At 60.3% G+C, this 24,591-nt stretch carries 21 protein-coding genes; 4 read left to right on the plus strand and 17 right to left on the minus strand.

Annotated elements, in window-relative coordinates:
• The first annotated feature begins 66 nt into the window (after positions 1–66).
• Entirely contained in the window at positions 67–534 is a 468-nt protein-coding gene (locus RAC79_RS19625) for a chemotaxis protein CheW (RefSeq protein WP_003522339.1), read from the plus strand.
• 234 nt (positions 535–768) lie between these two features.
• Here RAC79_RS19625 and RAC79_RS19630 read toward each other — a convergent pair whose 3' ends face one another.
• The 3 genes from RAC79_RS19630 to gcvA are packed head-to-tail and all read right to left on the minus strand — an operon-like array spanning position 769 to position 2,862.
• On the minus strand, positions 769–1,260 hold the full coding sequence (locus tag RAC79_RS19630; protein WP_174039484.1) for a CreA family protein: 492 nt from the start codon (positions 1,258–1,260) through the stop codon (positions 769–771).
• Positions 1,261–1,283: 23 nt separating this feature from the next.
• Positions 1,284–1,937, minus strand: a complete 654-nt coding sequence (locus RAC79_RS19635) for a 3'-5' exonuclease (protein ID WP_374997436.1) — start codon at positions 1,935–1,937, stop codon at positions 1,284–1,286.
• A gap of 22 nt (positions 1,938–1,959) precedes the next feature.
• Positions 1,960–2,862 (minus strand): transcriptional regulator GcvA, encoded by a 903-nt coding sequence (gene gcvA / locus RAC79_RS19640; protein ID WP_142845287.1) that lies wholly within the window; start codon positions 2,860–2,862, stop codon positions 1,960–1,962.
• A gap of 197 nt (positions 2,863–3,059) precedes the next feature.
• Between gcvA and RAC79_RS19645 the strand changes: the two genes are divergently transcribed.
• Together RAC79_RS19645 and RAC79_RS19650 are read left to right on the plus strand one after the other, a co-directional pair.
• Positions 3,060–3,989, plus strand: coding sequence for a DMT family transporter (locus RAC79_RS19645; protein ID WP_161987905.1), 930 nt, complete (start codon positions 3,060–3,062; stop codon positions 3,987–3,989).
• Between the two features lie 182 nt (positions 3,990–4,171).
• Positions 4,172–4,705, plus strand: a complete 534-nt coding sequence (locus tag RAC79_RS19650) for a GNAT family N-acetyltransferase (protein WP_142845286.1) — start codon at positions 4,172–4,174, stop codon at positions 4,703–4,705.
• Between the two features lie 6 nt (positions 4,706–4,711).
• Here the strand turns inward: RAC79_RS19650 and RAC79_RS19655 are convergent, their stop codons facing one another.
• The 9 genes from RAC79_RS19655 to RAC79_RS19695 all read right to left on the minus strand — a co-directional run bounded on the left by RAC79_RS19655 (position 4,712) and on the right by RAC79_RS19695 (position 17,003).
• Positions 4,712–5,605 (minus strand): aminoglycoside phosphotransferase family protein, encoded by an 894-nt coding sequence (locus tag RAC79_RS19655; protein ID WP_174039486.1) that lies wholly within the window; start codon positions 5,603–5,605, stop codon positions 4,712–4,714.
• Positions 5,606–5,672: 67 nt separating this feature from the next.
• Complete coding sequence (gene ligA / locus RAC79_RS19660; RefSeq protein ID WP_174039487.1) at positions 5,673–7,847, minus strand: NAD-dependent DNA ligase LigA; 2,175 nt, start codon at positions 7,845–7,847, stop codon at positions 5,673–5,675.
• Between the two features lie 114 nt (positions 7,848–7,961).
• Entirely contained in the window at positions 7,962–9,635 is a 1,674-nt protein-coding gene (gene recN / locus RAC79_RS19665; protein WP_078051854.1) for a DNA repair protein RecN, read from the minus strand.
• Between the two features lie 15 nt (positions 9,636–9,650).
• Positions 9,651–10,517: an outer membrane protein assembly factor BamD gene (locus RAC79_RS19670; RefSeq protein ID WP_003522209.1), complete on the minus strand. Its 867-nt coding sequence runs from the start codon at positions 10,515–10,517 to the stop codon at positions 9,651–9,653.
• Between the two features lie 233 nt (positions 10,518–10,750).
• On the minus strand, positions 10,751–11,710 hold the full coding sequence (gene lpxC / locus RAC79_RS19675) for a UDP-3-O-acyl-N-acetylglucosamine deacetylase (protein ID WP_003522208.1): 960 nt from the start codon (positions 11,708–11,710) through the stop codon (positions 10,751–10,753).
• Between the two features lie 265 nt (positions 11,711–11,975).
• Positions 11,976–13,736 carry a cell division protein FtsZ gene (ftsZ, locus tag RAC79_RS19680; protein ID WP_003522207.1) on the minus strand — a complete coding sequence of 587 codons (1,761 nt, stop codon included), beginning with the start codon at positions 13,734–13,736 and terminating at the stop codon, positions 11,976–11,978.
• A gap of 92 nt (positions 13,737–13,828) precedes the next feature.
• Entirely contained in the window at positions 13,829–15,160 is a 1,332-nt protein-coding gene (gene ftsA / locus RAC79_RS19685) for a cell division protein FtsA (RefSeq protein WP_374997437.1), read from the minus strand.
• Positions 15,157–16,089: a cell division protein FtsQ/DivIB gene (locus RAC79_RS19690; protein WP_003522205.1), complete on the minus strand. Its 933-nt coding sequence runs from the start codon at positions 16,087–16,089 to the stop codon at positions 15,157–15,159. The genes ftsA and RAC79_RS19690 overlap by 4 nt, the downstream gene beginning before the upstream one ends.
• Complete coding sequence (locus tag RAC79_RS19695; protein WP_059756663.1) at positions 16,077–17,003, minus strand: D-alanine--D-alanine ligase; 927 nt, start codon at positions 17,001–17,003, stop codon at positions 16,077–16,079. Before RAC79_RS19695 ends, RAC79_RS19690 begins: the two co-directional genes overlap by 13 nt.
• A gap of 544 nt (positions 17,004–17,547) precedes the next feature.
• Here RAC79_RS19695 and RAC79_RS19700 point away from each other — a divergent pair.
• The gene (locus tag RAC79_RS19700; RefSeq protein WP_078051851.1) at positions 17,548–18,852 is read left to right on the plus strand and encodes an MFS transporter; all 1,305 of its coding nucleotides are present in this window, start codon (positions 17,548–17,550) and stop codon (positions 18,850–18,852) included.
• A gap of 75 nt (positions 18,853–18,927) precedes the next feature.
• On the opposite strand, the gene RAC79_RS19705 is transcribed toward RAC79_RS19700, so the two are convergent.
• From RAC79_RS19705 to ftsW, 5 genes are all read right to left on the minus strand, one after another.
• Complete coding sequence (locus RAC79_RS19705) at positions 18,928–19,737, minus strand: GGDEF domain-containing protein (protein WP_174039490.1); 810 nt, start codon at positions 19,735–19,737, stop codon at positions 18,928–18,930.
• 182 nt (positions 19,738–19,919) lie between these two features.
• Positions 19,920–20,885: a UDP-N-acetylmuramate dehydrogenase gene (gene murB, locus RAC79_RS19710; RefSeq protein ID WP_065655815.1), complete on the minus strand. Its 966-nt coding sequence runs from the start codon at positions 20,883–20,885 to the stop codon at positions 19,920–19,922.
• Positions 20,882–22,297: a UDP-N-acetylmuramate--L-alanine ligase gene (murC, locus tag RAC79_RS19715; protein ID WP_065655814.1), complete on the minus strand. Its 1,416-nt coding sequence runs from the start codon at positions 22,295–22,297 to the stop codon at positions 20,882–20,884. The genes murB and murC overlap by 4 nt, the downstream gene beginning before the upstream one ends.
• Positions 22,294–23,430 carry an undecaprenyldiphospho-muramoylpentapeptide beta-N-acetylglucosaminyltransferase gene (murG, locus tag RAC79_RS19720; RefSeq protein ID WP_174039491.1) on the minus strand — a complete coding sequence of 379 codons (1,137 nt, stop codon included), beginning with the start codon at positions 23,428–23,430 and terminating at the stop codon, positions 22,294–22,296. Before murG ends, murC begins: the two co-directional genes overlap by 4 nt.
• A 6-nt stretch (positions 23,431–23,436) precedes the next feature.
• Positions 23,437–24,591, minus strand: coding sequence for a putative lipid II flippase FtsW (gene ftsW, locus RAC79_RS19725; RefSeq protein ID WP_174039492.1), 1,155 nt, complete (start codon positions 24,589–24,591; stop codon positions 23,437–23,439).

A 24,591-nucleotide genomic window follows, 5' to 3' on the forward strand; every position in this document is an offset into this window, starting at 1 on the left:
CGGCCACCGCATAAAGCTCAATCCTGCGCGGGCCTGTTAGAGAGCCATCAGAGGAAACCTGCCGTCATGTCCAACGCCATCAAGCAATCCGGCGCATATCTCGAAATCGTTTCCTTCCATCTGGGCGATCAGGAATTCTGCATCGACATCATGGCGATCCGCGAAATCCGCGGCTGGGCGCCGGTTACCCCGATGCCGCACACCCCGCCTTATGTTCTCGGCCTCATCAACCTGCGCGGCGCCGTCATTCCCGTCATCGACATGGCCGGCCGCCTCGGCATGAAGATGACCGAACCGTCCGAACGCTCCGCCATCATCGTCACCGATATCGGCGGCAAGCTGGTCGGCCTGCTGGTGGAACAGGTCTCCGACATGATGACCATCCGCTCCGAAGACCTGCAGCCCGCGCCCGATATCATTCCGGAAGAACAGCGCAGCTTCTGCCGCGGCATCGTGGCGCTGGAAAAGAGCATGGTCTGCTTCCTCAACCTCGACACCGTGATTGCGGACGAGCTGGCACGCGAAGCAGCTTGATTAAGCCGGCTCTTGCCTCTTGATAGGATTTGTAGCGCCTAGCGCCAGCGCCGTCGAAGCGGCGCGGGTTGCATAGTCCGGCAGTCCCGTTTCAGAAGTACTCCGTCACCCCGGACCTGATCCGGGGTCCAGCGCGATCAAGTCCTTGATCGCGAAAGACTCTTTCATGGCGCAGACGCGCCGTGGCTGGATGCCGGATCAAGTCCGGCATGACGGACAGGGTCGGACAAAATCTTACGGCTTGCCCTGTTGCCATGTGACCTGCTGATTATAAAGTGGCACCGTGGAAATCGCCATCTTTGCCGAGCCGTCGGTCAGTTCCCGCGCATGCACCAGATAGATCAGCGTGTCATTGGCCTTGTCATAAACGCGGCTGACGACGAGCTTCTTCCAGACCAGCGACATGCCCTGCCGGAACACCTCTTCCCCGCCCTTTGAGAGATCGATATCGCCGATCTCCACCGGCCCCGTCTGGCTGCAGGAAATGGCATTGTTGGAAGGGTCTTCGAACCAGTTGCCGTTCTTCAGCCGGTCGATGACGCCGCGCTCGAAATAGGTAACGTGGCAGGTGACACCCTTGATCTTCGGATCGGCGATCGCCTCGATAACGATATCATTGCCGATCCAGTCGACGCCGACCTCGCCCACCACCTGCGAATGCGCCGCTGTCACCGGAAGCAATGCAAGAAAGCCCGCAAACAAACCCGACAGAGTTTTCATCGTCATCGCATCTTCTCCGTTACGCTGCTTCAAACATAAGTGCGGGGAACGGTTACGCAACCCGGGAGACGGCGCGTTTTTTTCATGCTGCAGGGCTGGTAGCCGGTGGAGGTGAGACGCCCCGCGACCATGCCGATCTTTTCCGGCAGATCGCGGATATGGGCAACGCGCAACGCCTTGGCCGCTGCAATCGACGCGGCCGCGCAGACGACGGCATCCTCGGCGGCATTGTGATGCACGAAACGCAGTTGGAGGTGATGGGCGATGACATTCAGCTTGTGCGACGCCAGATTGGGCCAGACATGCCGGGCGATCTTGACGCTGCACAGATAGGAAAGATCGGGATAGGACTGCCGGTATTTATCGAAAGACGCCCGCATGACGCTGAAATCGAAGGCGGCATTATGGGCGATCATCGTCGCACCATGGAAGTCGTCGATGAACTCCTCCATCACATCAGGGAATTCCGGCGCATCTTCGACATCGGCCGGGCGGATGCCATGCACGGCGATGTTGAAGGGCGAAAACCGCATGTCCTTCGGCCGGATCAACCGTTCCTCGACGCGAACGATCTCGCCGCCCTCTATCCATGCAAGCCCGACGGAGCAGGCACTGCCCCGTTCCTCATTGGCGGTCTCGAAATCGATGGCGATGGTTTTCAAGAGTGATTCCCGTTGTTTCATTCCGGCATAGACCGGATTGACGTCAAAGAGAACCAGCCTCGGCAGAACCCGCTTCCGAAAGCATCCAGTCGATGAGCTTCACCAGATCGGGATTGTCCAGCATGCGCCGCGGATAAACGAGGAAATAGGCGAGCGTGCTGGCCATGTCCTTACCGAAGGGCGCAATCAATGCGCCCTCCGCAATTTCGCGGGAAACCAGCGAACGCCGGGTCAGCGCAATGCCGTGCCCGGCCTTGGCCGCATCCAGCGCGCCATTGCTGTCGATGAAGACAGTGCCACCGGAGGCATCCACGTCCGATGCTCCCGCCGCCTCCAGCCAACGCCGCCATTCATTGCGGTTTTCATCGTGCAGAAGCGGAATGGATTTGAGATCCCCCGCCTCCTGAAGCGGCCCATATTTCTCCAGAAGCTGCGGTGAACAGACCGGTAGGGTGCTGTCATCGATGAAGCGGATGCTCTCCAGCCCTTCATACCGACCGAAACCGTGTCGCACCGCCAGATCGACGTCGTCCCTTGAAAAATCCACCAGCCGGTTCGTCACGCTGATGCGGACATCCACCTGCGGGTGTTGCTGCTGGAAGGCAGGCAATCGCGGCATCAACCATTGAACGGCGAAAGTGGGCGTGCAGCTCAGCGTCAGAACCGTGATCTCGGAGCGCGCCGTCAGTTCCGCCGTCGCCTCGCGCATCATCCGGAAGGCGGTACGAAGCGCGCCGTAATAACGCTCCCCCTCACGCGTCAGCTGTATGCTGCGCGGCTTGCGGAAAAACAATTGCACGCCAAGCCGCGCCTCCAGCTCCCGGATTTGCAGGCTGACGGCACCGGGCGTGACATTCAACTCATTGGAAGCAAGCGTGACGCTGCGATACCGCGCTGCGGCCTCGAAGGCCTGCAACCCTTTCAGAGACGGAAGTTCGGCTGCCATGATTTAGCTCATCTCAATTATCGAACGAGAAACAATCGTTTGAAAACACCATAAAACAGGAAGTAAATAGACACAACAAGACCTGAAACGCAGTGAGAACCACCCATCCCCAGATTGAGCAAAACTCAACCGATATCGGGTGGATGGCGGCGAGCCGGCCTGCGATCATGTCGATACTCATGCTTTGGGAGATGACGATGGCGATACAGAAACAGATGGATGCCGGTGAATGGGCCATGCTCGTCGCGCTTTCGCTTCTGTGGGGCGGATCGTTCTTTTTCATCGGTGTCGCCGTCAAGGAACTGCCGCCCGTCACCATCGTCACGCTGCGCGTCAGCCTGGCGGCAATCGCGCTTCTCATCGTCTGCCGCATAATGGGCCTTCGCCTGCCGCGTGAATGGGCGGTGTGGCGCGCCTTTTTCGGCATGGGCCTGCTCAACAACATCATCCCCTTCTGCCTGATCGTCTGGGGCCAGACCCATATTGCCAGCGGACTAGCCTCGATCCTCAATGCCACCACGCCCCTCTTCACCGTCATCGTCGCCCATTTTCTCACCGCTGACGAGAAGATGACCGGCAACAAGCTCACCGGCGTGCTGATCGGCTTTGCCGGCGTGGCGACCATGATCGGCCCGGCCGCCTTCACCGGCTCATCCGGCCTCTGGGGCCAGATCGCCATTCTCGGCGCGGCCATCTCCTATTCTTTCGCGGGCATATTCGGCCGCCGTTTCAAGGCCATGGGCGTACCGCCGCTGATGACCGCCACCGGCCAGATCTCCTCCTCGGCACTGATGCTCATCCCGGCCGCCCTTCTTATCGATAAACCATGGACGCTCGCCATGCCGGGCCTCGGAACCTGGGGCGCGCTTGTCGGCATCGCCCTCTTGTCGACGGCGCTCGCCTACCTGATCTTCTTCCGCATCCTCGCCAGCGCCGGCGCCACCAACCTTGCCCTCGTCACCTTCCTCATTCCCGTCAGCGCCATCCTGCTCGGTTCGCTGCTCCTCGGCGAGCAGCTGGAGATGAAGCACTTCGCCGGCATGGCGATGATCGCCGCCGGTCTTGCGGCGATCGACGGCAGGCTGCCGGCAAAACTCAGAAGCCTGCTGCGCAACGCACCCGCTTGACAGGGCCATGCGGCAAAAGCATTCTGCGCGCATGATCGCAACGAAACAGAACACCACCCGTCGCCATACCATCACCGGCCACCCGGCAGGCAGAGGTATGTCGTCGCGTTAAGCGATCCATTTCCACCCTGCCACCAGAGCAGGGTTCGCAAACCTGCTCCCATACGCCCAAGGAGACAGGCATGCAGAACATGAAATTTGCCGATAATGAAGATTTGCAATTCAGCTTGAACGAAGTCGTCTTGCGTGCGGCGCGTCTGGACGATGCCGAAGCCCTGACCGAAATGTTCAACCTGCCCGGCGTCCGTCACGGCACGCTCCGACAGCCGTTTCAGTCCGTTGAAAAAACGCGAAAATCGATGGAAAACCGCGGCCCGAACGATATCGCCATCGTTGGCGAGTGGCGTGGAAAGATCGTTGCCAATGCTGGACTGTTTCGCAGGGCGGGAAGGCAGTCCCACATCGCCGATCTGGTGATCAGTGTTCACGACGATTTTGCGGGCAAGGGCGTCGGATCATATATTCTCGGGGCGTTGATCGACACGGCCGACAATTGGCACGATATACGCCGCATCGAACTGAACGTCTTCACCGATAATCTCCCTGCAATCCGGCTTTACGAGAAATTCGGTTTCGAACGCGAAGGCACCCTACGCAACGACGCCTATCGTGACGGAAAATACGTCGATGCCCACGTGATGGCGCGTCTTCGATAGTTCCGGTCAGTTGTCCAGGTGATCCGCAAACACTTCCCGAATGGTCCGGCGCGACCATTCGGCCATTTTGTCGTTACGCCCGCGCTCCGCATCCAGCACGATCAATGCCTTCCACAGCGCCCAGCCGCGCCCGCGCTGCCATGTCGCCTCATCCAGATCCAGCGCCCGGCGAAAAACGGCGCGGCTTTCCGCATCGAGCACATTCCACGCGAGGATGAGATCGGAAGACGGATCGCCGACGCCGGAACTGCCGAAATCGATGACGGCCGAAAGCCGGCCGTCCTTGACCAGCAGATTGCCCTCGGCAATGTCGCCATGTACCCACACTCCCCGCTTGCGCCAATGGCTCGAAAGCGCAAGCTGCCATATCTCCATGGCCAGCGCCTGATCCACCTCATCGGCAAGCCGCGCCGCCGAAACCTTCGCCTCCCCGTCATAAACCGAAAGCGAGCCGCCGCGATGGAAGTTATGCGCGCCTGCGGGTGGGCCATCCGAAGCGTCCACTCGATGCAACGCCTTTAAAAAAACGGCAACATTGATGGCGATGGCTGAAAGATCAACGCGATCCAGATGCCGGGCGAGCGGTTCGCCCTCAAGCCAGCAATAGACGGACCAGCGGAACGGAAAACCCTGTCCCGGCTGCCCGAGCGCCAATGGCACAGGGATCGGAAAAGGCAGGAGCGGCGCAAGCGCCGGCAGCCACCGATGCTCCTTCTCCACCTGCGCAACATACCGGGCGGCACTTGGCATGCGGATCAGCATGTCATCGCCAAGACGGAAGCTGCGATTGTCCCAGCCGCTCAGTTCCACCGGCCGGATATTTAACCCCGCCCATTGCGGAAACTGGCTGTCAACCAGCGCCCGGACCTGCTCTGTGCTGACGACAATGCGGTCATCCATGCTGTGCTCTCCGTGTCAGTCGCAAAGCTCTAGCGGCAGAGATCAACATGCCATGACGGTGTATGTATCAGCCGCCGATCAAGGCCAGCCACTCGTCCTCATCCATGGTCTGCACGCCCAGTTCCGTCGCCTTGGCAAGCTTGGAACCCGCCCCCGGTCCCGCCACCAGAATATCGGTCTTTTTCGAGACGGAACCGGCCACTTTCGCGCCGAGGCTTTCGGCACGCGCCTTGGCCTCGTCACGGGTAAATTTCTCCAGAGAACCGGTAAACACCACCGTCTTGCCCGCCACCGGACTGCCATCGGTCGAGGGCTTCTCGGCTTCCTTCGGGCGAAGCTCCCGTATCAGCCGGTCGATGACATCGAGATTGCGCGGCTCCTTGTAGAATTCGATGATGGCGCGGGCCACCACTTCGCCGATGCCGTCGATGCTGTTGAGTTCGGCCCAGGCATCGCTCGCCGGATCGGCCGCCGCCTTCATGCTCTCTTCGAAATGTTCGTAAGTGCCATAGGAGCGCGCCAGAAGCTTCGCCGTGGTCTCGCCCACATGGCGGATGCCGAGCGCGAAGATCAGCCGGTGCAGATCGATCTCGCGGCGGGCATCGATGGCGTCGAACAGCTTTCTAACGCTGACCTTGCCGAAGCCGTCGATATTCTCGAGTCTGGTCAGTTGCGAGGCTTCCTGCCGCGCCTTGAGGGTGAAAATCTCAGGCGCAGTCTTGATCGAAAGCGCCGGATCATCACTTTCGAAAAAGAAATCGATCTGTTTGGTGCCAAGCCCTTCGATATCGAAGGCATTGCGCGAAACGAAATGTTTGAGATGCTCCACCGCCTGCGCCCGACAGACGAAACCGCCCGTGCAGCGCGTGACCGAATCGAGCTTGCCGGTTTTCTCATTACGCTCCCGCACCGCATGGCTGCCGCAGACCGGACATTTTTCCGGGAATGGATATTTCACCGCATCAGTAGGGCGCTTTTCCAGAAGCACATCCAGCACCTGCGGAATGACGTCACCGGCGCGCTGGACGATCACCGTGTCGCCGATACGGATATCGTGGTCCTCCGGGCGTATGCGCTCGCCGCTATTGCCGATGCCTTCGATATAATCGGCATTATGCAGCGTCGCATTGGTGACGACGACACCGCCGACGGTGATCGGGGTGAGACGCGCCACGGGCGTCAAGGCACCGGTGCGTCCCACCTGGATTTCGATATTTTCGACGGTGGTGAAGGCCTGCTCAGCCGGAAACTTGTGCGCAGTGGCCCAGCGCGGGCTGCGCGAGCGGAAACCAAGCCGCTCCTGAAGATCGAGCCGGTCGACCTTATAGACCACGCCATCGATATCATAATCGAGATCGGGCCGTGCGACGCCTATTTCATTATAATGCTCAAGCAATTGTGCGGCGGAGGTGAATCGCTTCATCAGCGGATTGACTGGAAAGCCCCAGTCCCGGAATTTCTCCACGATGCCATATTGCGTATCGGCGATCCGCGCCGGCTGGCCGCCATTCGAAACCTCGCCCAGCGCATAGGCGAAGAACCGCAGCTTGCGTTTCGCCGTCACATTGGCGTCGAGCTGGCGCAGGGAACCGGATGCCGTGTTGCGCGGGTTCACATAGGTCTGCTTGCCTTCGGCCTCCATCTGGGCATTAAGCGCCAGAAAGTCGCTCTTGGCCATATAGACCTCACCGCGTACTTCCACCACATCGGGCGCATCGGCGGGCAGCTCGTTCGGAATTTCCTTGATGGTCCTGATATTGGCGGTGACATTTTCACCGGTGGTGCCGTCTCCGCGCGTCGCCGCCGTCTTCAGCCCGCGGTTCTCATAGCGGATCGACATGGAAAGCCCGTCGATCTTCGGCTCGGCGGTGAAGGCGATGGAATCGTCCGGCAGATGCCCGAGGAAGCGATAGACGGAACTCACGAAATCCCGCAAATCCTCTTCCGAAAACGTGTTGTCGAGCGAAAGCATCGGCCGCGCATGCACGATAGGTGCGAAGGTCGGAAGCGGCGCGAAGCCGACTTTTTTCGACGGGCTGTCGGCCCGCACCAGCGCCGGGAAAGCTGCTTCGATGGCATCGTTGCGCCGCTTCAGCGCATCATATTCGGCGTCCGTAATCTCCGGCGCATCCTTGCCGTGGTAGAGCGCATCGTGGCGGGCAAGCTCGGCCGCCAGAAACGCAAGCTCGGAAGAGGCTTCAAGCTCGGTGAGGTTTTCGACGGATTTCTGGTCTTTCGACATGACGGCCTCTTTTGCGAATTACCGAACGCTTTTAGCCGAAATAACAAACATTAAAAACAGTTTTGCCGCTGGACTCACAAGCCGGATTCGCTCTCGCAACGCTATCGGTAGCCGTCAGTCCTTGGCCGCTAGCAGGCGAGCCGCCGCAGCCCTCGCCTCGTCCGTCACCGACGCGCCGGCGAGCATGCGGGCAATCTCTTCGGTGCGGTGCTTCGGCTCCATGGTGGCCACGCGCGTGGCGATGCGCTCGCTGCCGTCGCCGGATGGGCCCTTGGAAATGAGAAGATGGGTCGCCGCCCGTGCCGCCACCTGCGGCGCATGGGTAACGGACAGAACCTGCACGGTTTTCGACAGGCGGCGCAGCCGCTGGCCGATGGCATCCGCCACCGCGCCGCCGACACCCGTATCGATTTCATCGAACACCAGCGTCGGTGCCGAACCGCGATCTGCCAGCGCCACTTTCAGCGCCAGCAGAAAGCGGGACAATTCGCCACCCGAGGCCACCTTCATGATCGGTCCCGGCCGTGTGCCCGGATTGGTCTGGACGTGGAATTCAACCGTGTCGATGCCGTCGGCCGTCGCCTGTTCGGCATCGGAGGTCACCTCGACGGTAAACCGCGCCCGCTCCAGCTTCAGCGCCGGCAGTTCTGCCATCACCGCATTGGAAAGCGCATCCGCCGCATGGCGGCGTTTTTCGGAAAGCGATTGCGCGGCACGGTCGAAATCAGCCTTCACCAAGCCGAGATTGGCCTCGAGCTTGCCGAGCTGTTCTTCGCCGGCATCGAGATCGGCGAGATCGGCCACCATTTTTTCGGCGAGAGCCGGCAAGTCCGGCACGGCAACGTTATATTTACGCCCGGCAGCGCGCAGCGCGAACAGCCTTTCCTCCACCCGCTCCAGCTCACGCGGATCGAATTCGGTGCGGCGCAGCGCCGCCTCCACTTCCATCTGCGCATTGGAAAGGCTGTCGAGCGCGGCGTCCAGCAATTGCACCGTGTCTTCCAGCAATCCCGGCGCTTCGTGGCTCTTGCGCTCCAGACGCCGCATCATTGAGGCGATGACAGGCACAGGCGACGCATTGCCGTTCAGAAATTCGCTGGCCTCGGCGATATCGCCGGCAATGCGTTCGGACTTCTGCATCACCGCCCGGCGTTCGGCCAGCTCATCCTCTTCACCGTCGCGCGGCGAGAGCGTTTCCAGTTCCTCGACGGAAGAGCGAAGGTAATCCGCCTCGCGCGCTGCCGCCTCCACCTTGGCGCGGTGCGTCTTCAGCGCACGCTCGGCATCCTTCCAGGTGCGGTAGAGGCCCTGAACGGCGCGAGCCTCATCGCTCAGCCCGGCAAAGGCATCCAGCAGCGTGCGGTGTGCATCGGTATCGACAAGCGCGCGATCATCATGCTGGCCATGGATTTCGACCAGCAATTGCCCGAGCTGGCGCATCATCTGCACGCTGATGGCCTGATCGTTAATATAGGCCTTGGTGCGACCGTCAGAGGATTGCACCCGGCGGAAAATCAGGTCGCCATCGTCGTCGAGACCGTTTTCACGCAGGAGAAGCCGTGTCGGGTGATTGTTCGGGACTTCGAAAGTGGCGGTCACCTGCCCCTTCTCTTCCCCGTGCCGCACAAGGCCGCCATCGCCACGCCCGCCAAGCGCGAGCGAGAGACTATCGAGAAGAATGGATTTGCCCGCACCCGTCTCGCCCGTCAACACGGAAAGGCCCGCCTCGAAACCGAGGTCGAGCCTTTCGATGAGAACGATATCGCGAATCGAGAGCTGGACCAGCATGGCCTATGCCCCGTCTCAGGCGCCGATGAGCTTCTTGCCGGCGCGCGAAATCCAGGACCCCTTGTTTTCCCGCGGCTCCAGCCCGCTGCCCTTCAGCAGCTTGTAGGAATCCGAATACCATTGGCTGTCAGGATAGTTGTTGCCGAGAACGGCGGCCGCGGTCTGCGCTTCGTCCACCAGGCCCATCGCATAATAGGCTTCCGTCAGACGCGCCAGCGCTTCCTCGATCTGGTTGGTGTTCTGATACTGCTCTACGACGATGCGGAAACGCGAAACGGCGGCGAGATATTCCTTGCGCTCAAGATAATAACGGCCGACCTGCATTTCGCGGCCGGCGAGCTGGTCGCGGGCGAAACGGATCTTGGCCTGTGCGTCGGCGACATATTCCGAATCGGGATAGTCGTTGACGACCTTGTTCATCGCCTCGACGGTGCGCTGTGCGGCGCGCTGGTCCTGCGTGACGTCGGAAATCTGCTTCGAATAGGCAAGTCCGATCATGTACTGAACGTAAGCGGCATCCTTGGAGCGCGGATATTGGCGCAGGAACCGGCTGCCATTGGTAATGGCCACATCGTTCTTGTTGGTGCGCGTGGCAATGAAGGTCTGCATCACCAGCGCCTTCTGGCCCCATTCGGTGAAGGGGTACTGCTTGTCGATCGCCTCGAACTTGCGTGAGGCTTCCGTCATGTTACCGGCGTTCATGTTGGCAAGCCCCTGCTTGTACAGAACATCCGGCGGATCGGTCTCGACGCCGAGCTTGGTGATGTCGATATCCGGATCGGACTGGCAGGCCGTGACGGCGACACTCGCGCCGACCAACATCAACGAGACGGCGATCCCCCGCATCGTACCCTTCATTGCACCAGACCCTACATGCTTCATTCGACAGTTCCCACTTCCCGCGCAAATACATAAGCATCGGCTTTGCACTGGCGTTCTAGCCATAAAAGCATCCGCAGGGCAACGCAATGATGACGCATTAACGCATTTTTATGGCATCGACCCGTGCAATCGCATGAATATCAGGCGATATTACGCAACTTCTTGTTCCCATCACGAAAAAGCCGCCCCAAAGGGAGCGGCTTTTTCTGTCAATTGATAGCCTGCGAAGGAATTCACGCAGACCAGGGTGCGAATTCCGGCATGTTGACCGCAACGAATTCGCGGGCGCGTACCATCTGGTTGCGGGCAGCCGGCGCTTCGACGATCTCATAGGCGGTGCGGTCGCTCAAAAGCGCCTTCAGCGCATTCGCATTGACCTTGTGGCCGCCGCGATAGGAGCGGTAGCAGCCGATGAACTGCGCACCGGCAAGCGCCAGGTCGCCCACGGCGTCCAGCGTCTTGTGACGGACGAATTCGTCCTTGGCGTAACGCAGGCCTTCCATGTTGATGACGCTGTTGTCGTCGGAGATGACGACCGAATTCTCAAGCGAGGAACCGAGCGCATAACCGGCGGCCCACAGGCGCTCCACATCACGCATGAAGCCGAAGGTGCGGGCGCGCGACAGCTCGTTCTTGAAGCTCTCCGCCGTCAGGTCGCCCTTCCAGGACTGCTTGCCGATCAGCGGCGTATCGAAATCGATGTCAACCTCGAAGCGCGTACCGTCATAGGGACGGAATTCCGCCCAGGAGGCGCCCGAATCGATGCGCACCGGCTTGGTGACGCGAATATAACGGCGCTTCACGCCGAGGCTCTTGATGCCGACCGATTCGATCGCTTCGATGAAAGGTGCAGAGCTGCCATCCATGATCGGCGCTTCCGGACCGTCGACTTCAACGATGAGGTTATCGAGGCCCATGGCGTAGATGGCGGCCATGACGTGCTCGATCGTCGCAACCGACTGGGAAAGCGAACGGCCGAGCACGGTGCACAGGTCGGTATTGCCGACATTGGCCGAAACCGCCTTCAACTCGGTAACGCTGCCATTGTCATGAAGGCGATGGAAGACGATGCCCGTTCCGGCTTCTGCGGGCTGGAAGGTCATCGAAACCGGATTGCCGGAATGCACGCCAATGCCTTTGAGCTGAACAGCATTTGCGATAGTTGTCTGAAATCCGAGCAGTCCGATAGTCATGCGAATATGCCTTGTTTTGCAAACCGCGCCGCTTGAGCGCCGTTCAAGTTTTCGAGCCGGTCTGGCAACCGGCCAAGTCCGTATTTTCCTTTACCCAGCCTCATACATACGCACATGTAGGTGCCACGACAAATCACTGTTCGTTTCGGATTGTTACACGCGTAAGCTTTTGAAAATACGAATTAATTTAGTGTTAATAACGTAAAATAAACAAAACGCCCGGATCGTGAAACCCGGGCGTTCGAAGAGGCGGATGGAATCGCCCTTAGTTGGACTGGCGGCGCAGGAAGGCCGGGATTTCCAGCTGGTCGTCGTCGTGGTGGCTGGCCGAAGAAGGCGTTGCGCGGCCGTGGTCGTCAAGCTGGCCACGACGCGGTGCGTAGAGGCTGGCTTCCGGCGAAAGCGGGGCGCGGCGCTGCTGCGGCGCCATGCTCGGCGCATCCATCATGTCGGACGGAACTTCTTCTTCTTCGCGGCGGCCAAGCGAGTTGGTGATGCGCTTCAGAAGACCCATCGGGCCACGCTCTTCCTGCGCGGCAGGAGCGGCATGGGTGCGATGTTCCATCTCGGCCTTGACGACCGGCGGGAAGTCTTCGACCTTCGGCATGCGAACCGGCTCGGGCTGGCGGGCAACCGGTGCGGGTTCCTGATAGACCGGAGCCTGCGGCTGCTGCATGCGCGGCGCCGGAGCGGCAACCTGTTCCGGAGCATGATAGACGGGCGCCGGAGCGACCGGTGCCGGAGCGGCCTGCTGAACCGGCTGGGCCGGACGGAGAGCCGCCGGCGCTTCAGCCGGAGAAGATGCGAACAGCTTGCTCTGCGGACGGAAATCCTGAGCCGGCTGCTGGTGTGCGGCGAAACCGAGTTCGCGTTCCATTTCGGCTTCTGCCGAACGGATGGTCTGGGCGATCGGGTCTACGGCCTTCTGTGCCTGCGATACTGCTGGAGCAGGCTGAACTGCGGCCGGAGCGGAAGCAACGGCCGCGGAAGGACGGATAAGCGGCTTGGCAACGGCTGCTGCGGCACGCATATCGGCAACGTTCTGCTCGCCGACGCCAGCAACGCGGTCGATGCCGGTCGCAACGACGGAGACGCGGATGAGACCTTCCAGAGCTTCGTCGAAGGTTGCGCCGAGGATGATGTTCGCATCCGGATCGACTTCTTCGCGGATACGGGTCGCAGCTTCGTCGACTTCGAACAGGGTAAGGTCGCGACCGCCGGTGATGGAGATCAGCAAGCCCTGTGCACCCTTCATCGAGGTTTCGTCGAGCAGCGGGTTGGCGATTGCCGCTTCCGCAGCCTGCATCGCACGGCCCGGACCGGAAGCCTCGCCGGTGCCCATCATCGCGCGGCCCATTTCACGCATGACCGAGCGAACGTCGGCGAAGTCAAGGTTGATGAGACCTTCCTTCACCATCAGGTCGGTGATGCAGGCAACGCCGGAGTAGAGAACCTGGTCGGCCATGGCGAAGGCGTCGGCGAAGGTCGTCTTGTCGTTGGCAATACGGAAGAGGTTCTGGTTCGGAATGACGATCAGCGTATCGACGGACTTCTGCAGTTCCTCGATGCCCTGTTCGGCAAGACGCATACGGCGGCCGCCTTCGAAGTGGAAAGGCTTGGTGACGACGCCGACCGTCAGGATGCCCTTGTTGCGGGCGGCCTGTGCGACGACGGGAGCAGCACCCGTGCCGGTGCCGCCGCCCATGCCGGCGGTGACGAAGCACATGTGGGTGCCGTTCAGGTGGTCGATGATCTCATCGATGCATTCTTCAGCGGCAGCGCGGCCGACTTCCGGCTGGGAACCGGCGCCGAGGCCTTCGGTGACGTTGACGCCGAGCTGAATGACCCGATCTGCCTTGGTCATGGTCAGTGCCTGGGCATCCGTGTTGGCGACGACGAAGTCGACGCCCTGAAGGCCGGCCGTGATCATGTTGTTGACAGCGTTACCACCACCACCGCCAACACCGAAGACGGTGATGCGTGGCTTCAGCTCTGTGATATCAGGCTTCTGCAGCTGTATCGTCATTTTAACATTCCTTCTTTCTCTGGCCGCATCGCCCCGCTGGCCGATTCTTGAAAACTCAACTCTGAAACCTCCGGCTTACGCCACGAGGCCACTCAAAAACTCTCTTTCAGCCATTGCCCCACCCGGGCTATCCGGCCGCTACCGTTACCAAACGGCGAGAAGATTCCGCCTTGCGCCGCATGAATTTCGATGTCCGCCACCTGCGGATAGATCATCAGTCCGCAGGCGGTTGAAAATGCCGGTCCCTTTGCCGCGACCGGAAGACCGGCGACCCCCATGGGGCGGCCGATACGAACGTTGCGAGCAAGAATGCGCCGTGCCGTTTCCGGCAGCCCCGTCAGCTGGCTTGCGCCGCCGGTCAGGACGACGCGCTTGCCGACAATCGGGCTGAAGCCGGACTTCTGGATGCGATCACGGATCAATTCCAGCGTCTCTTCGATACGTGCCCGTACGATACGGGTGACCAATGCTCTTGAAACTTGCGATGGTTGATCGCGATCATCTTCGCCAATCGGCGGGATCGAAATCATGTCGCGCTCATCCGCGCCATTCAGCAAAGCCGAACCATGCACCACCTTCAGTCTCTCTGCATCTTCGATTCGTGTCGAGAGGCCACGTGCAAGATCTGTCGTAACGTGATGGCCGCCAAGGCCGATCGCATCGGTGTGAATGAGGCGGCCTTCGGCGAAAACCGAGATCGTCGTGGTGCCGCCGCCCATGTCGATGGCCGCGCAGCCGAGTTCGACTTCATCGTCCACCAGCGCTGCAAGACCGCTGGCATAGGGCGTCGCTACCATGCCTTCCACGGAAAGATGCGCACGGTTGACGCAAAGCTCGAGGTTCTTCAGCGCTGTGCGCTCGACCGTGACCACATGCATGTCGACACCGAGAAGATCGCCATACATGGAGAGCGGATCGCGAATGCCGCGCTCGCCATCCAGCGAGTAACCTGTTGGCAGCGAATGCAGGATGGCCCGGTCCTGACGCATGGATTGCTGGCTTGCCGCCACCAGAACCTTGCGCAGATCGCTTGCTTCCACTTCCTGCCCGCCGAGATCGATGCTCGCGGTATAGATATCGCTTGCCAGCCTGCCGGCCGAAACATTGACGATCAGGCTGTCGACGGTAAGCCCCGCCATGCGCTCGGCCGCATCAACGGCGAGACGGATAACGCCTTCCAGCGCGTCGAGATCGGCGATCACGCCGGATTTCACACCGCGCGACCGCTGATGGCCGATGCCGATGATTTCCACCTTGTGGGTGCGGCCGGGCAGGATTTCGCTTTCCTGGCGCGGCGTCAGCCGGCCGATCATGCACACGACCTTGGTCGAGCCGATGTCGAGCACCGAAACGATGTGGCTGCGTTTGGAAGAAAGCGGCTTCAGGCGAGGCAGGCCGAAATGGGAAGAACCGAAAAAGCTCATGTGTTCTTCTCCGCCTTCTTGAGAGCCTTGGTGCGCGCATCGACAGCGGCCTGACGGCGTTCCGTGGCGCCCTCGGTCAGCTGGATCGTGGTGCGGTCCGCAAGCCGGAGATCGACGGCGGCGACATCGCGCGACAGCACCTTTTCCTCGAGATCGAGCCGCGCCAGCAATTGCAGCGCCTGCGGCAGGTTTTCTTCCGGCAGCTTGACGACGATGCCGTTATCGAGATGCAGATCCCAGCGACGGCCGGCAATGCGGACATAAGCGCGGACACGGTTGCGGATTTCCGGCCAGTCGGCCAGCTGCTCGACGAAACCGGCAGCACCCGTTTCCGCGTCACGGCCGACGAAGAGCGGCAGGGCGGCGAACTTATTGTCCCGCAGCGGCGCAATCACGCTGCCGCTTTTTTCGATCAGCGACAGTTCCGTTCCATGCTGCCAGATGCCGAAGGCCTGACGCTCCTTCAGCCGGACTTCCACGGTCTTGGGGTACACCTTGCGGATATCGACATCTTCCACCCAGGGAAGCTGCACCAGCTTGCGGCGCGCCGCATCGATATCGAGCGCGATCAGCGAGGTGCTGCCATCGAGGCCGAGAAGCTGGAACACTTCGATTTCGGAGGTTTGCAGATTGCCGGAAACCTTCACGTCCTCGACCGCAAAGCCTGCTGCCGACGTCGTGGTCTGGGTAACGATATTGGTGTGCCCGCCGAGCGACATGCCGTAAAGCCCGGTCACCGCGTAAAAAGCGACGGCCGAAATCGTACCGGTATGGGCGGGAATGTGAATGCGTCCGGTCGCAAGGCTGACACCGAAACGCACGAAGCGACGCAGGGGACGCGGCAATACCATGCGGTCGTCGGCGCTGGCCGCCGCCGCGAATTGTTCGCGCTTTTTTGCCGTCGACTTTTTGCCGATCACCGCAAACACGAAGCGTCCTCCACCATCCAGCTGACAAGGTTACCAAAGGAGCGGCCAGCATGAGCCGCCATTTCCGGCACCAGGGAGGTCGGCGTCATGCCCGGCTGCGTATTCACTTCAAGCCAGATAACTTCGCCATCTTCTGAGAAACGGTCGTCGTAACGAAAGTCTGAACGGCTTACGCCACGGCATCCGATCGCCCGATGCGCCATAACCGCCAGTGTTTGAATTTTTTGGTAAATTTTCGGTGAAATTTCTGCGGGAATGACATGTTTCGAGCCACCAGCCGCATATTTCGCATCATAATCATAGAAATTGTGACCGAGCGGCACCACTTCGGTGACGCCCAGCGCCTCACCGTCGAGTACACCGCAGGTCAGTTCGCGGCCGTGAATATAGCGCTCGACCATGACCTGATCGCCGTAGCGCCATTCCGAAGAGGTGAGGATTTGCGGCGGATGCGACTGGTCTTCCTTGACGATCACGACGCCGAAGCTCGAACCTTCACGCACCGGCTTCACGACATAAGGTGGTGCAAGCGGATGTTCGCTGGTGAAATCGAAGCGGTTCATGACGCGCTCGGCAGCCACCGGGATGCCGGCAGCAGCGGCAACCTTCTTGGCCTGCGCCTTGTCCATGGCGAGCGCGGAAGCGAGCACACCGGAATGGGTATAGGGAATGGCGAGATATTCGAGAATGCCCTGAATGGTGCCGTCTTCGCCAAAGGGACCGTGCAGCGCGTTGAAGGCGACATCCGGGCGCAGCTCGGCAAGCACAGCGGCGATATCGCGCCCCACATCGACCCGGGTGACCTTATAGCCCTCGTCTTCCAGAGCCTGCGCGCAAGCGTTGCCCGACGACAGGCTGACCGGCCGCTCCGACGAAAATCCACCCAAAAGAACAGCTACGTGCTTGCCGCTCATCGAACCCTCTGACACCAACTCTCCGTTACGAACCACGCTCCGAAACCACCGAATTTTGACGAACGGTGATTCTGGCACATGACCCTTGAGATCAGTTAAACGCCATTAAGGTTAATGAATCGTTTACTTTCGTTAACCGCCGCGTCCAACGTGCCGAGTTTCGTTAAAGAATCAGCACCGATCCGGATTCCCTCCTTGGAATCAGAGAGTTGCATGGATTGCAACATGCAGGTTTTCAATGATCGGAAATAAAACGATGCTCGCGCGCCTGCCGCCCATCGATAAAGGCAAGGCCGAAACGTTAACAGACGGGATTATTCCCCAGGGAAAATTATCTGGCGTTTCAGCGTTTTAAAACCGCGGCCTGAATCAGTCTCTCAATCGCCAAAGCATCCCCGGGAGGCATAACCATACGTATCGCACTGATGGATCACATTATCTGCATTATTTCTTTTTTAGCATTCCATAAGAACAAAAATTGCGTTAACGCAGTGGTCGCCTCCCAAGGCATGACATTGCAATCATCCAAAATGGAACCAATACCATGACCGACGCGATATCTCCGGTATCGCCGACCGCTGACACTTCGAACGTTGTAAAGACAAATTCGCCTGCACGAGTTCTCACTGCCAGCCTGGTCGGCACGACCATCGAGTTTTTCGATTTCTACGTTTACGCCACGGCCGCAGTGCTCGTGTTCCCCACTTTGTTCTTCCCGAACAATGACCCGATGACGGCGCTTCTGGCGTCCTTCGCCACCTTCTCCATCGCCTTTTTCGCCCGCCCGCTGGGCGCTGTGGTCTTCGGCCACTATGGCGACCGCGTCGGCCGCAAGACCACCCTTGTCGCGGCGCTGCTGACCATGGGCGTCTCGACTGTCGTGATCGGCCTGCTGCCCTCCTATGAGACCGCCGGCGTTCTGGCCCCGCTGCTGCTCGCGCTTTGCCGCTTCGGCCAGGGTTTCGGCCTTGGTGGCGAATGGGGCGGCGCCGTCCTGCTCGCCACGGAAAACGCACCTCCGGGCAAGCGCAGCTGGTACGGCATGTTCCCGCAGCTCGGTGCACCCGTCGGCCTGTTCCTTTCGTCCGGTGTGTTCTGGATCCTGCTGCACTTCATGTCTCAGGAAGCGCTTTTGAGCTGGGGCTGGCGCATTCCCTTCGTCGCTTCGATCATCCTGATCGCGGTCGGCATGTGGGTTCGCCTGTCCATCACCGAAACGCCCGACTTCCAGAAGGCAATCGAAAAGGAAGAACGTGTGGCCGTGCCGGTCGCGGAACTGTTCCGCAACCACAAGCGCAGCCTCGTGCTCGGCACCTTCGTGGCGCTGGCCACCTTCGTGCTCTTCTACATCGGCACCGCCTATCTTCTGTCCTACAACGTCAAGGTCCTGAAAATCCCGTTCCTCGACGCGCTGGAAGTGCAGATCCTCGGCTCCATCGTTTTCGGCATCTTCATTCCGATCGCCGGGAAGCTCGCCGAAAAATTCGGTCGTCGTGAAATCCTGATCCTGACGACGGTGCTGATCGGCCTGTTCTCGTTCCTCCTGCCAAGCCTGATGTCCGGTGGCGAAGGCTCGATCTTCGTCTTCGCGGCTCTTGCCATGATGCTGATGGGCATGACCTACGGCCTGATCGGAACGGCGCTCGCCGCCCCCTTCCCGACCCGCGTGCGCTACACCGGCTCGTCCATCACCTTCAACATGGCCGGCATCTTTGGCGCATCGCTGGCGCCCTACATCGCCACATGGCTGCAGGTGAATTACGGCATGGGGTATGTCGGCTATTATCTCTGCGTATCGGCGCTCATCACGCTCGCCTGCATTCTTCTGTCCCGCAAGGACGAAGTCTGATCCGAACGGATTGCCAGACATTAAAAAGCCCGCGAAACCTTCGTTTCGCGGGCTTTTGTTTGCCTGTTTTAACACTTACGCCACGGCCTGGCGCCGCTCCACATGACCGGTCATGCAGACGCGATTGCGCCCTCCTTCCTTTGCCCGATAGAGCGCCAGATCGGCATTGTGCATGACCTTGTCGAAAATGTCGGCGTCGCCGCGAAACGCCACGCCAATCGAAATCGTCACCGTGATCCGCAAATCCTGATACTCCACCGGGGTGGTCTCGATGGCTGCGCGAACCCTTTCGCACATCTGCAGAAAGGCGAGCGGGCTGGTTTCCTGCACAACGACAAATTCCTCGCCACCCAGGCGGGCGACATGCGCAGAAGGATCGAAATGCTCCCTTATCCTGCGGGCGACGCTGGATATAACGAGATCACCGGCAAGGTGGCTGTATCTGTCATTCACCTTCTTGAAATGATCGATATCGAGAAAGGCGACGCAATAGTCGCTGCCCAGTTCAGCGCATGCAGCATAAAGGCCGAGCCGGTTGCTGAGGCCGGTCAGGGCGTCCGTGTGGCTCAGATGCAGGAAGCGCTCGTGGGATTGCACGAGAATTTTCACTTCCCTGGAATTCAGCCAACAGACCAGCAATGTAATCGTAAACGCCACCGTCCCGCCGAGCGTCACACTCAACATGATGCCGTTGAAGAGATCGGTTACCAGCCCGAACCGCGCGAGAAGCGTCAGGCCACCTATGCACATCAGGATGACAATGATCGTCACCAGACAAGCGATACGAATGGAGAATTCAAGCGGCTCGAGCCGCCTGCGGCCATCCGACGTGGCGACCGAAAAACTTATCATTTCGATCGGTTTTTTCCAAAGACCCAACATCATGCTCAAAAGCGCCTAGATCACGTAATGCCGTTGGTATTTCCTGATAAAAAGTAATTTAATAGAAGGACGAGACGTCGCTTCGCCCCGATAATATGGCAAAAACTGTTGATTGACCGTTACGATACATGAAACGGCCAGATCAACAGCAGGTTTTTCTTGCAATTGGCAGCATTCGCCGATGCTTAAGCCCCGAGGAACGGCTCCACTTCCCGGCCCGGCATGAACAGGCCAAGGCGCTTGATTTCCCATTCCAGCCGGATGCCCGACTTCTCGAACACCCGCTTGCGGATGGTCTCACCCAGATATTCCAGATCGTAACCGGTCGCATGGCCGGTATTGATCATGAAATTGCAATGCAGCGACGACATCTGCGCGCCGCCGATGACCAGACCGCGACCGCCCGCCTCGTCGATCAGTTCCCAGGCGGAATGACCTTCGGGATTCTTGAAGGTGGAACCGCCCGTCTGCTCGCGGATTGGCTGCACGGTTTCGCGGTGGTGGCGCACGGCGTCCATATCGGCCCGGATTTTCGCCTTGTCTTCGGGATAACCCTCAAACAGCGCGCCCGTAAAGATCAGACCTGCATCGGCGCCGGAATGGCGATAGCTGTAGCCCATATCGGCATTGGAAAGCACATGCTGATTGCCCTGACGGTCGACCGCATAGACCTCCACGACACGCTCGCGCGTCTCGCCGCCATTGGCGCCCGCATTCATGCGCAGCGCACCGCCGATGGAGCCGGGAATGCCGTAATAGAAATGGAAACCGCCAATGCCATTATCCATGGCCATAGCGGCAATATGCTTGTCGGGGCAGATCGCGCCCGCCTTGATGCGGTTTTCACCGGCAAGCTCCACCTGGCCGAAGCCCTTGGCGGACAGACGGACGACAACGCCCGGAATGCCGCCATCGCGCACCAGAAGGTTCGAGCCGACGCCAACCACGGTCAACGGCACGTCTTCCGGCAGAATTTTCAGGAAGGCAATCAGATCGTCGGTATCGTGCGGCTGGAACATGACTTCCGCAAGACCGCCGGCTCTGAACCACGTCACGCGGTCCATGGGCGCATCCGGTGTCAGACGTCCCCGCAATTCATTTACCCCGTCGCCGAGCCTCCCCAGCAATTTAACCCCATCGACCTGTCTCATTCAGACTTTCCTGATATGCTCTTCAATTCCGAAGGCAGCGCCGCTGCCCATTGCGTGATATTTCCAGCCCCCAAGAGAACCACGAAATCACCCGGATTCGCAATGCCTGCAACCACTGAGGCGAGATCTTCCCGTTTCTCGAGAAAACGGGCGTCCCGGTGGCCGGCGGCCTTGATGGCCGAAACCAGCGCTTCCGAGCTTGCACCCTCGATCGGATCTTCGCCCGCGGCATAGACCGGAGCAAGGATAATCGTGTCGGCATCGTTAAAACAATGTGCGAAATCGTCGAACAGGCTGGAAAGGCGGCTGTAGCGGTGCGGTTGGTGCACGGCGATGATGCGGCCCTTGCAGGCCTCCCGCGCCGCCTTCAGCACGGCCTTGATCTCCACCGGATGGTGGCCATAGTCATCGAAAACCTGCACCCCATTGGCTTCGCCCGTCAGCGTGAAACGCCGCTTGACGCCGCCGAAGGAGGCAAGGCCCTTCTTGATGTCGGCTTCCGAAATGCCGAGACGATTGGCAACCGCAATCGCCGCCGTCGCATTCGAGACGTTGTGGCGGCCGGGCATCGGCAGGACGAGGTCCTTGAAGGAGAATATCTTGCCGGTGCGGCGACGGCGGATTTCCACGTCGAACACCGAGCGCGTGCCGTCGATGCGCACATTCGAAAAGCGCACATCGGCCTGCGGGTTCTCGCCATAGGTGATGACCTTGCGGTCCTCGATGCGGCCGACCAGTGCCTGCACTTCCGGATGATCGAGGCACATGACGCCGAAACCGTAGAAAGGCACATTCTCCACGAACTGGCGGAATGCGGCGCGGACGGCATCGAAATTTCCGTAGTGATCCAGATGCTCGGGATCGATATTGGTGATGACAGCCACATCGGCCGGCAGCTTCAGGAAGGTGCCGTCGGATTCGTCGGCCTCCACCACCATCCACTCGCCCTCACCCATGCGGGCATTGGTGCCGTAAGCATTGATGATGCCGCCGTTGATGACGGTCGGGTCAAGATTGCCGGCTTCCAGCAGGGTCGCGACCATGGAGGTGGTGGTGGTCTTGCCATGCGTGCCACCAATGGCGATGGCGTTACGGAAACGCATCAGCTCGGCCAGCATTTCGGCCCGGCGAACGATCGGCAGGTGCTTTTCACGCGCCGCGATGAGTTCCGGATTGTTCTTCTTGATGGCGGTGGAAACGACCACGACCTCGGCGTCGCCGATATTATCCGCCGTATGGCCGACAAAAACCTCGATGCCCTTGTCGCGCAGCCGCTGCACATTGGCGCTGTCGGCCTGATCCGACCCCTGAACGCGGTGGCCGAGATTGTGAAGCACTTCGGCAATGCCGCTCATGCCGATCCCGCCTATGCCGATGAAATGCACAAGGCCTATGGCTTTCGGCATCTTCATGCCCCAACTCCTTCATTCTTCTTCTTGAATTCCTGCACGGACCGGCCGGAGGCAATCGCCTCCACCAGATCGGCCAGCACATCCGCCGCATGCGGTTTGCCCGTCGCCTTTGCTGCCGCCGCCGTTGCCGAAAGACGATCCGGCTCCGAAAGCGCTGAGGACAGCAGGCCGGAAAGCTTCTGCGGCGACAGTTCCGCCTGCTTGATGACGCTTGCCCCGCCCGCCGCCGAAAGCGCTGCCGCATTGGCGGCCTGATCGTGATCGAGCGCATGCGGATACGGAACGAGGATAGATGGGCGGCCGATCACCGAAAGCTCCGATACGGTCGATGCGCCCGAGCGGCTGATGACCAGATCGGCATCGCCGATGCGCGACGCCATGTCGCCGAAGAAGGGCGAAACATCCGCCTTCACGCCGAGCTTCTGATAGGAGGCGATCACGCTGTCCTTGTCTTCCGGCCGCGCCTGCTGGGTGACGACGATGCGCTTGCGCTGCTCATCCTTCAGCAGGCAGATCGCCGCAGGCACCGCGCTCGAGAAGAACTGCGCGCCCTGGCTGCCGCCGAAAACGACAAGCTGGAATGTCTCACCCGTCTGCGAGGGCGTATAGGGTATCTCCGACGCCGCCAGCACCGCCGGGCGAACGGGATTGCCGGTCGCCACCGTCTTGTCGGAATATTGGCCATTGGCGGGCGGCAGGAAACCGCCGGCAATCGCTTTCACGCGGGCAGCCAGCGCCTTGTTGGCGCGGCCCATTACGGCATTCTGTTCGTGAATGATGGACGGAACGCCAAGCCCGGTGGAGGCCAGCAGCGGAGGCACCGTCGGGTAACCGCCGAAACCGACAACTGCGACCGGCTTCAGTTTTGCCACCAGCCGGCGTGCGGCGCGCAGACCAACCCACAGCTTCCACAGCGAACGCGCCACGGAAATCGGATTTTTCGAGCCGATGGTAGCGGACGGCACAACATGGATTTCATCCGCCGGAAACTTGCCAGCATAACGCTCGGCGCGGCTGTCGGTAACGAGGTGCACCTGATAACCGCGCGCTTTCAGCGTGTGCGCGAGCGCCTCGGCTGGAAAGACATGGCCGCCGGTTCCCCCGGCGGCAAGAAGAACAATACCCTTGCTCATGATCGTTTACTCCGCGGGAACGCCGGAACCGACGCGGAAGAAACTCCGCTCCTGCGCCCGCTTTTCGGGTCTGTGGCGTGTCAGCGCCAGAAGGAAGCCGGCGGTCACGCAGATCGCCATCATCGACGAACCGCCATAGGAAATCAGCGGCAGCGTCATGCCCTTGGCGGGCATCAGTTCCAGATTGACGCCGATATTGATCATAGACTGCATGCCGATCTGCAGCACGAGGCCGGCCACGGCGAAGCGGCAGAAATCGTCCTTTTCCTTGAAGGCGTGCGACAGGCCGCGCAGCACGATGAAGGCGAAGATCGCGACGAGGAACATGCAGAAAACGATGCCGAATTCTTCCGCCGCCACCGAGAAGATGAAGTCGGTATGGCTGTCGGGAATGATGCGCTTGACGATGCCTTCGCCCGGCCCGCGACCGAACCAGTCGCCGCGAATGATAGCCTCGCGCGCCGTGTCCACCTGGAACGTATCGCCTTCGCCGGTCCAGAAACGGTCGATACGACCGGCCACGTGCGGCAGCATCAGATAGGCGGAGATGATGCCGCCGACGCCGACACCGCCGAGCATGATGATCCAGAACCACGGCACGCCGGCCATGAAGAACATGCCGCCCCAGACCACCGACGTCAGGATCGTCTGGCCGAAATCCGGCTGGGCGATCAGGAGCGCCGCGACGATGCCGAAGGTGATGATGGCGAAAAGATTGCCGGGAATTTCCGGGTGGCGCGCCCGCTCCGCAAAAAGCCACGCGCAGACGATGACGAAGGCCGGCTTCATGAATTCCGACGGCTGGATGGAGAAGCTGCCGATGGAAATCCAGCGCCGCGCACCCTTGACCTCGATGCCGAAGAACAGCGCGAAGATCATCATCAGCAGCGAAACGATAAGCATGATGACCGCCACGCGTCGCACCTGACGCGGCGACAGGAAGGATAGGCCGACCATGATCGCCAGCGACGGCACCATGAACATCGCCTGACGCTCGACGAAGAAGAAACTGTTGAGGCCGATGCGCTCGGCAACCGCAGGCGAGGCCGCAAAGGACAGCATCAGGCCGATGCCCATCAGCGCGATGAACGCCGCCAGAAAGAAACGGTCGATGGTCCAGAACCACTCTGCGACCGGACCGCGATCAACTCGGCTTACCAT

Source organism: Agrobacterium sp. LR_9 (genome assembly GCF_041954855.1).
Taxonomy (GTDB): Bacteria; Pseudomonadota; Alphaproteobacteria; order Rhizobiales; family Rhizobiaceae; genus Agrobacterium; species Agrobacterium leguminum.

Bases quoted from the DNA above. Each gene is read 5' to 3' on its own strand.
- recN (WP_078051854.1), bottom strand. From the start codon at position 9,635: ATGCTGGTCCAGCTCTCGATTCGCGATATCGTTCTCATCGAAAGGCTC.
- RAC79_RS19650 (WP_142845286.1), top strand. From the start codon at position 4,172: ATGCAGAACATGAAATTTGCCGATAATGAAGATTTGCAATTCAGCTTG.
- murC (WP_065655814.1), bottom strand. From the start codon at position 22,297: ATGAAGATGCCGAAAGCCATAGGCCTTGTGCATTTCATCGGCATAGGC.
- RAC79_RS19705 (WP_174039490.1), bottom strand. From the start codon at position 19,737: ATGATGTTGGGTCTTTGGAAAAAACCGATCGAAATGATAAGTTTTTCG.
- ftsZ (WP_003522207.1), bottom strand. From the start codon at position 13,736: ATGACGATACAGCTGCAGAAGCCTGATATCACAGAGCTGAAGCCACGC.
- murG (WP_174039491.1), bottom strand. From the start codon at position 23,430: ATGAGCAAGGGTATTGTTCTTCTTGCCGCCGGGGGAACCGGCGGCCAT.
- murB (WP_065655815.1), bottom strand. From the start codon at position 20,885: ATGAGACAGGTCGATGGGGTTAAATTGCTGGGGAGGCTCGGCGACGGG.
- lpxC (WP_003522208.1), bottom strand. From the start codon at position 11,710: ATGACTATCGGACTGCTCGGATTTCAGACAACTATCGCAAATGCTGTT.
- ligA (WP_174039487.1), bottom strand. From the start codon at position 7,847: ATGTCGAAAGACCAGAAATCCGTCGAAAACCTCACCGAGCTTGAAGCC.
- ftsA (WP_374997437.1), bottom strand. From the start codon at position 15,160: ATGAGCTTTTTCGGTTCTTCCCATTTCGGCCTGCCTCGCCTGAAGCCG.
- RAC79_RS19695 (WP_059756663.1), bottom strand. From the start codon at position 17,003: ATGAGCGGCAAGCACGTAGCTGTTCTTTTGGGTGGATTTTCGTCGGAG.
- RAC79_RS19630 (WP_174039484.1), bottom strand. From the start codon at position 1,260: ATGACGATGAAAACTCTGTCGGGTTTGTTTGCGGGCTTTCTTGCATTG.
- RAC79_RS19700 (WP_078051851.1), top strand. From the start codon at position 17,548: ATGACCGACGCGATATCTCCGGTATCGCCGACCGCTGACACTTCGAAC.
- RAC79_RS19670 (WP_003522209.1), bottom strand. From the start codon at position 10,517: ATGAAGCATGTAGGGTCTGGTGCAATGAAGGGTACGATGCGGGGGATC.
- ftsW (WP_174039492.1), bottom strand. From the start codon at position 24,591: ATGGTAAGCCGAGTTGATCGCGGTCCGGTCGCAGAGTGGTTCTGGACC.
- RAC79_RS19625 (WP_003522339.1), top strand. From the start codon at position 67: ATGTCCAACGCCATCAAGCAATCCGGCGCATATCTCGAAATCGTTTCC.
- gcvA (WP_142845287.1), bottom strand. From the start codon at position 2,862: ATGGCAGCCGAACTTCCGTCTCTGAAAGGGTTGCAGGCCTTCGAGGCC.
- RAC79_RS19645 (WP_161987905.1), top strand. From the start codon at position 3,060: ATGGCGATACAGAAACAGATGGATGCCGGTGAATGGGCCATGCTCGTC.
- RAC79_RS19635 (WP_374997436.1), bottom strand. From the start codon at position 1,937: ATGAAACAACGGGAATCACTCTTGAAAACCATCGCCATCGATTTCGAG.
- RAC79_RS19655 (WP_174039486.1), bottom strand. From the start codon at position 5,605: ATGGATGACCGCATTGTCGTCAGCACAGAGCAGGTCCGGGCGCTGGTT.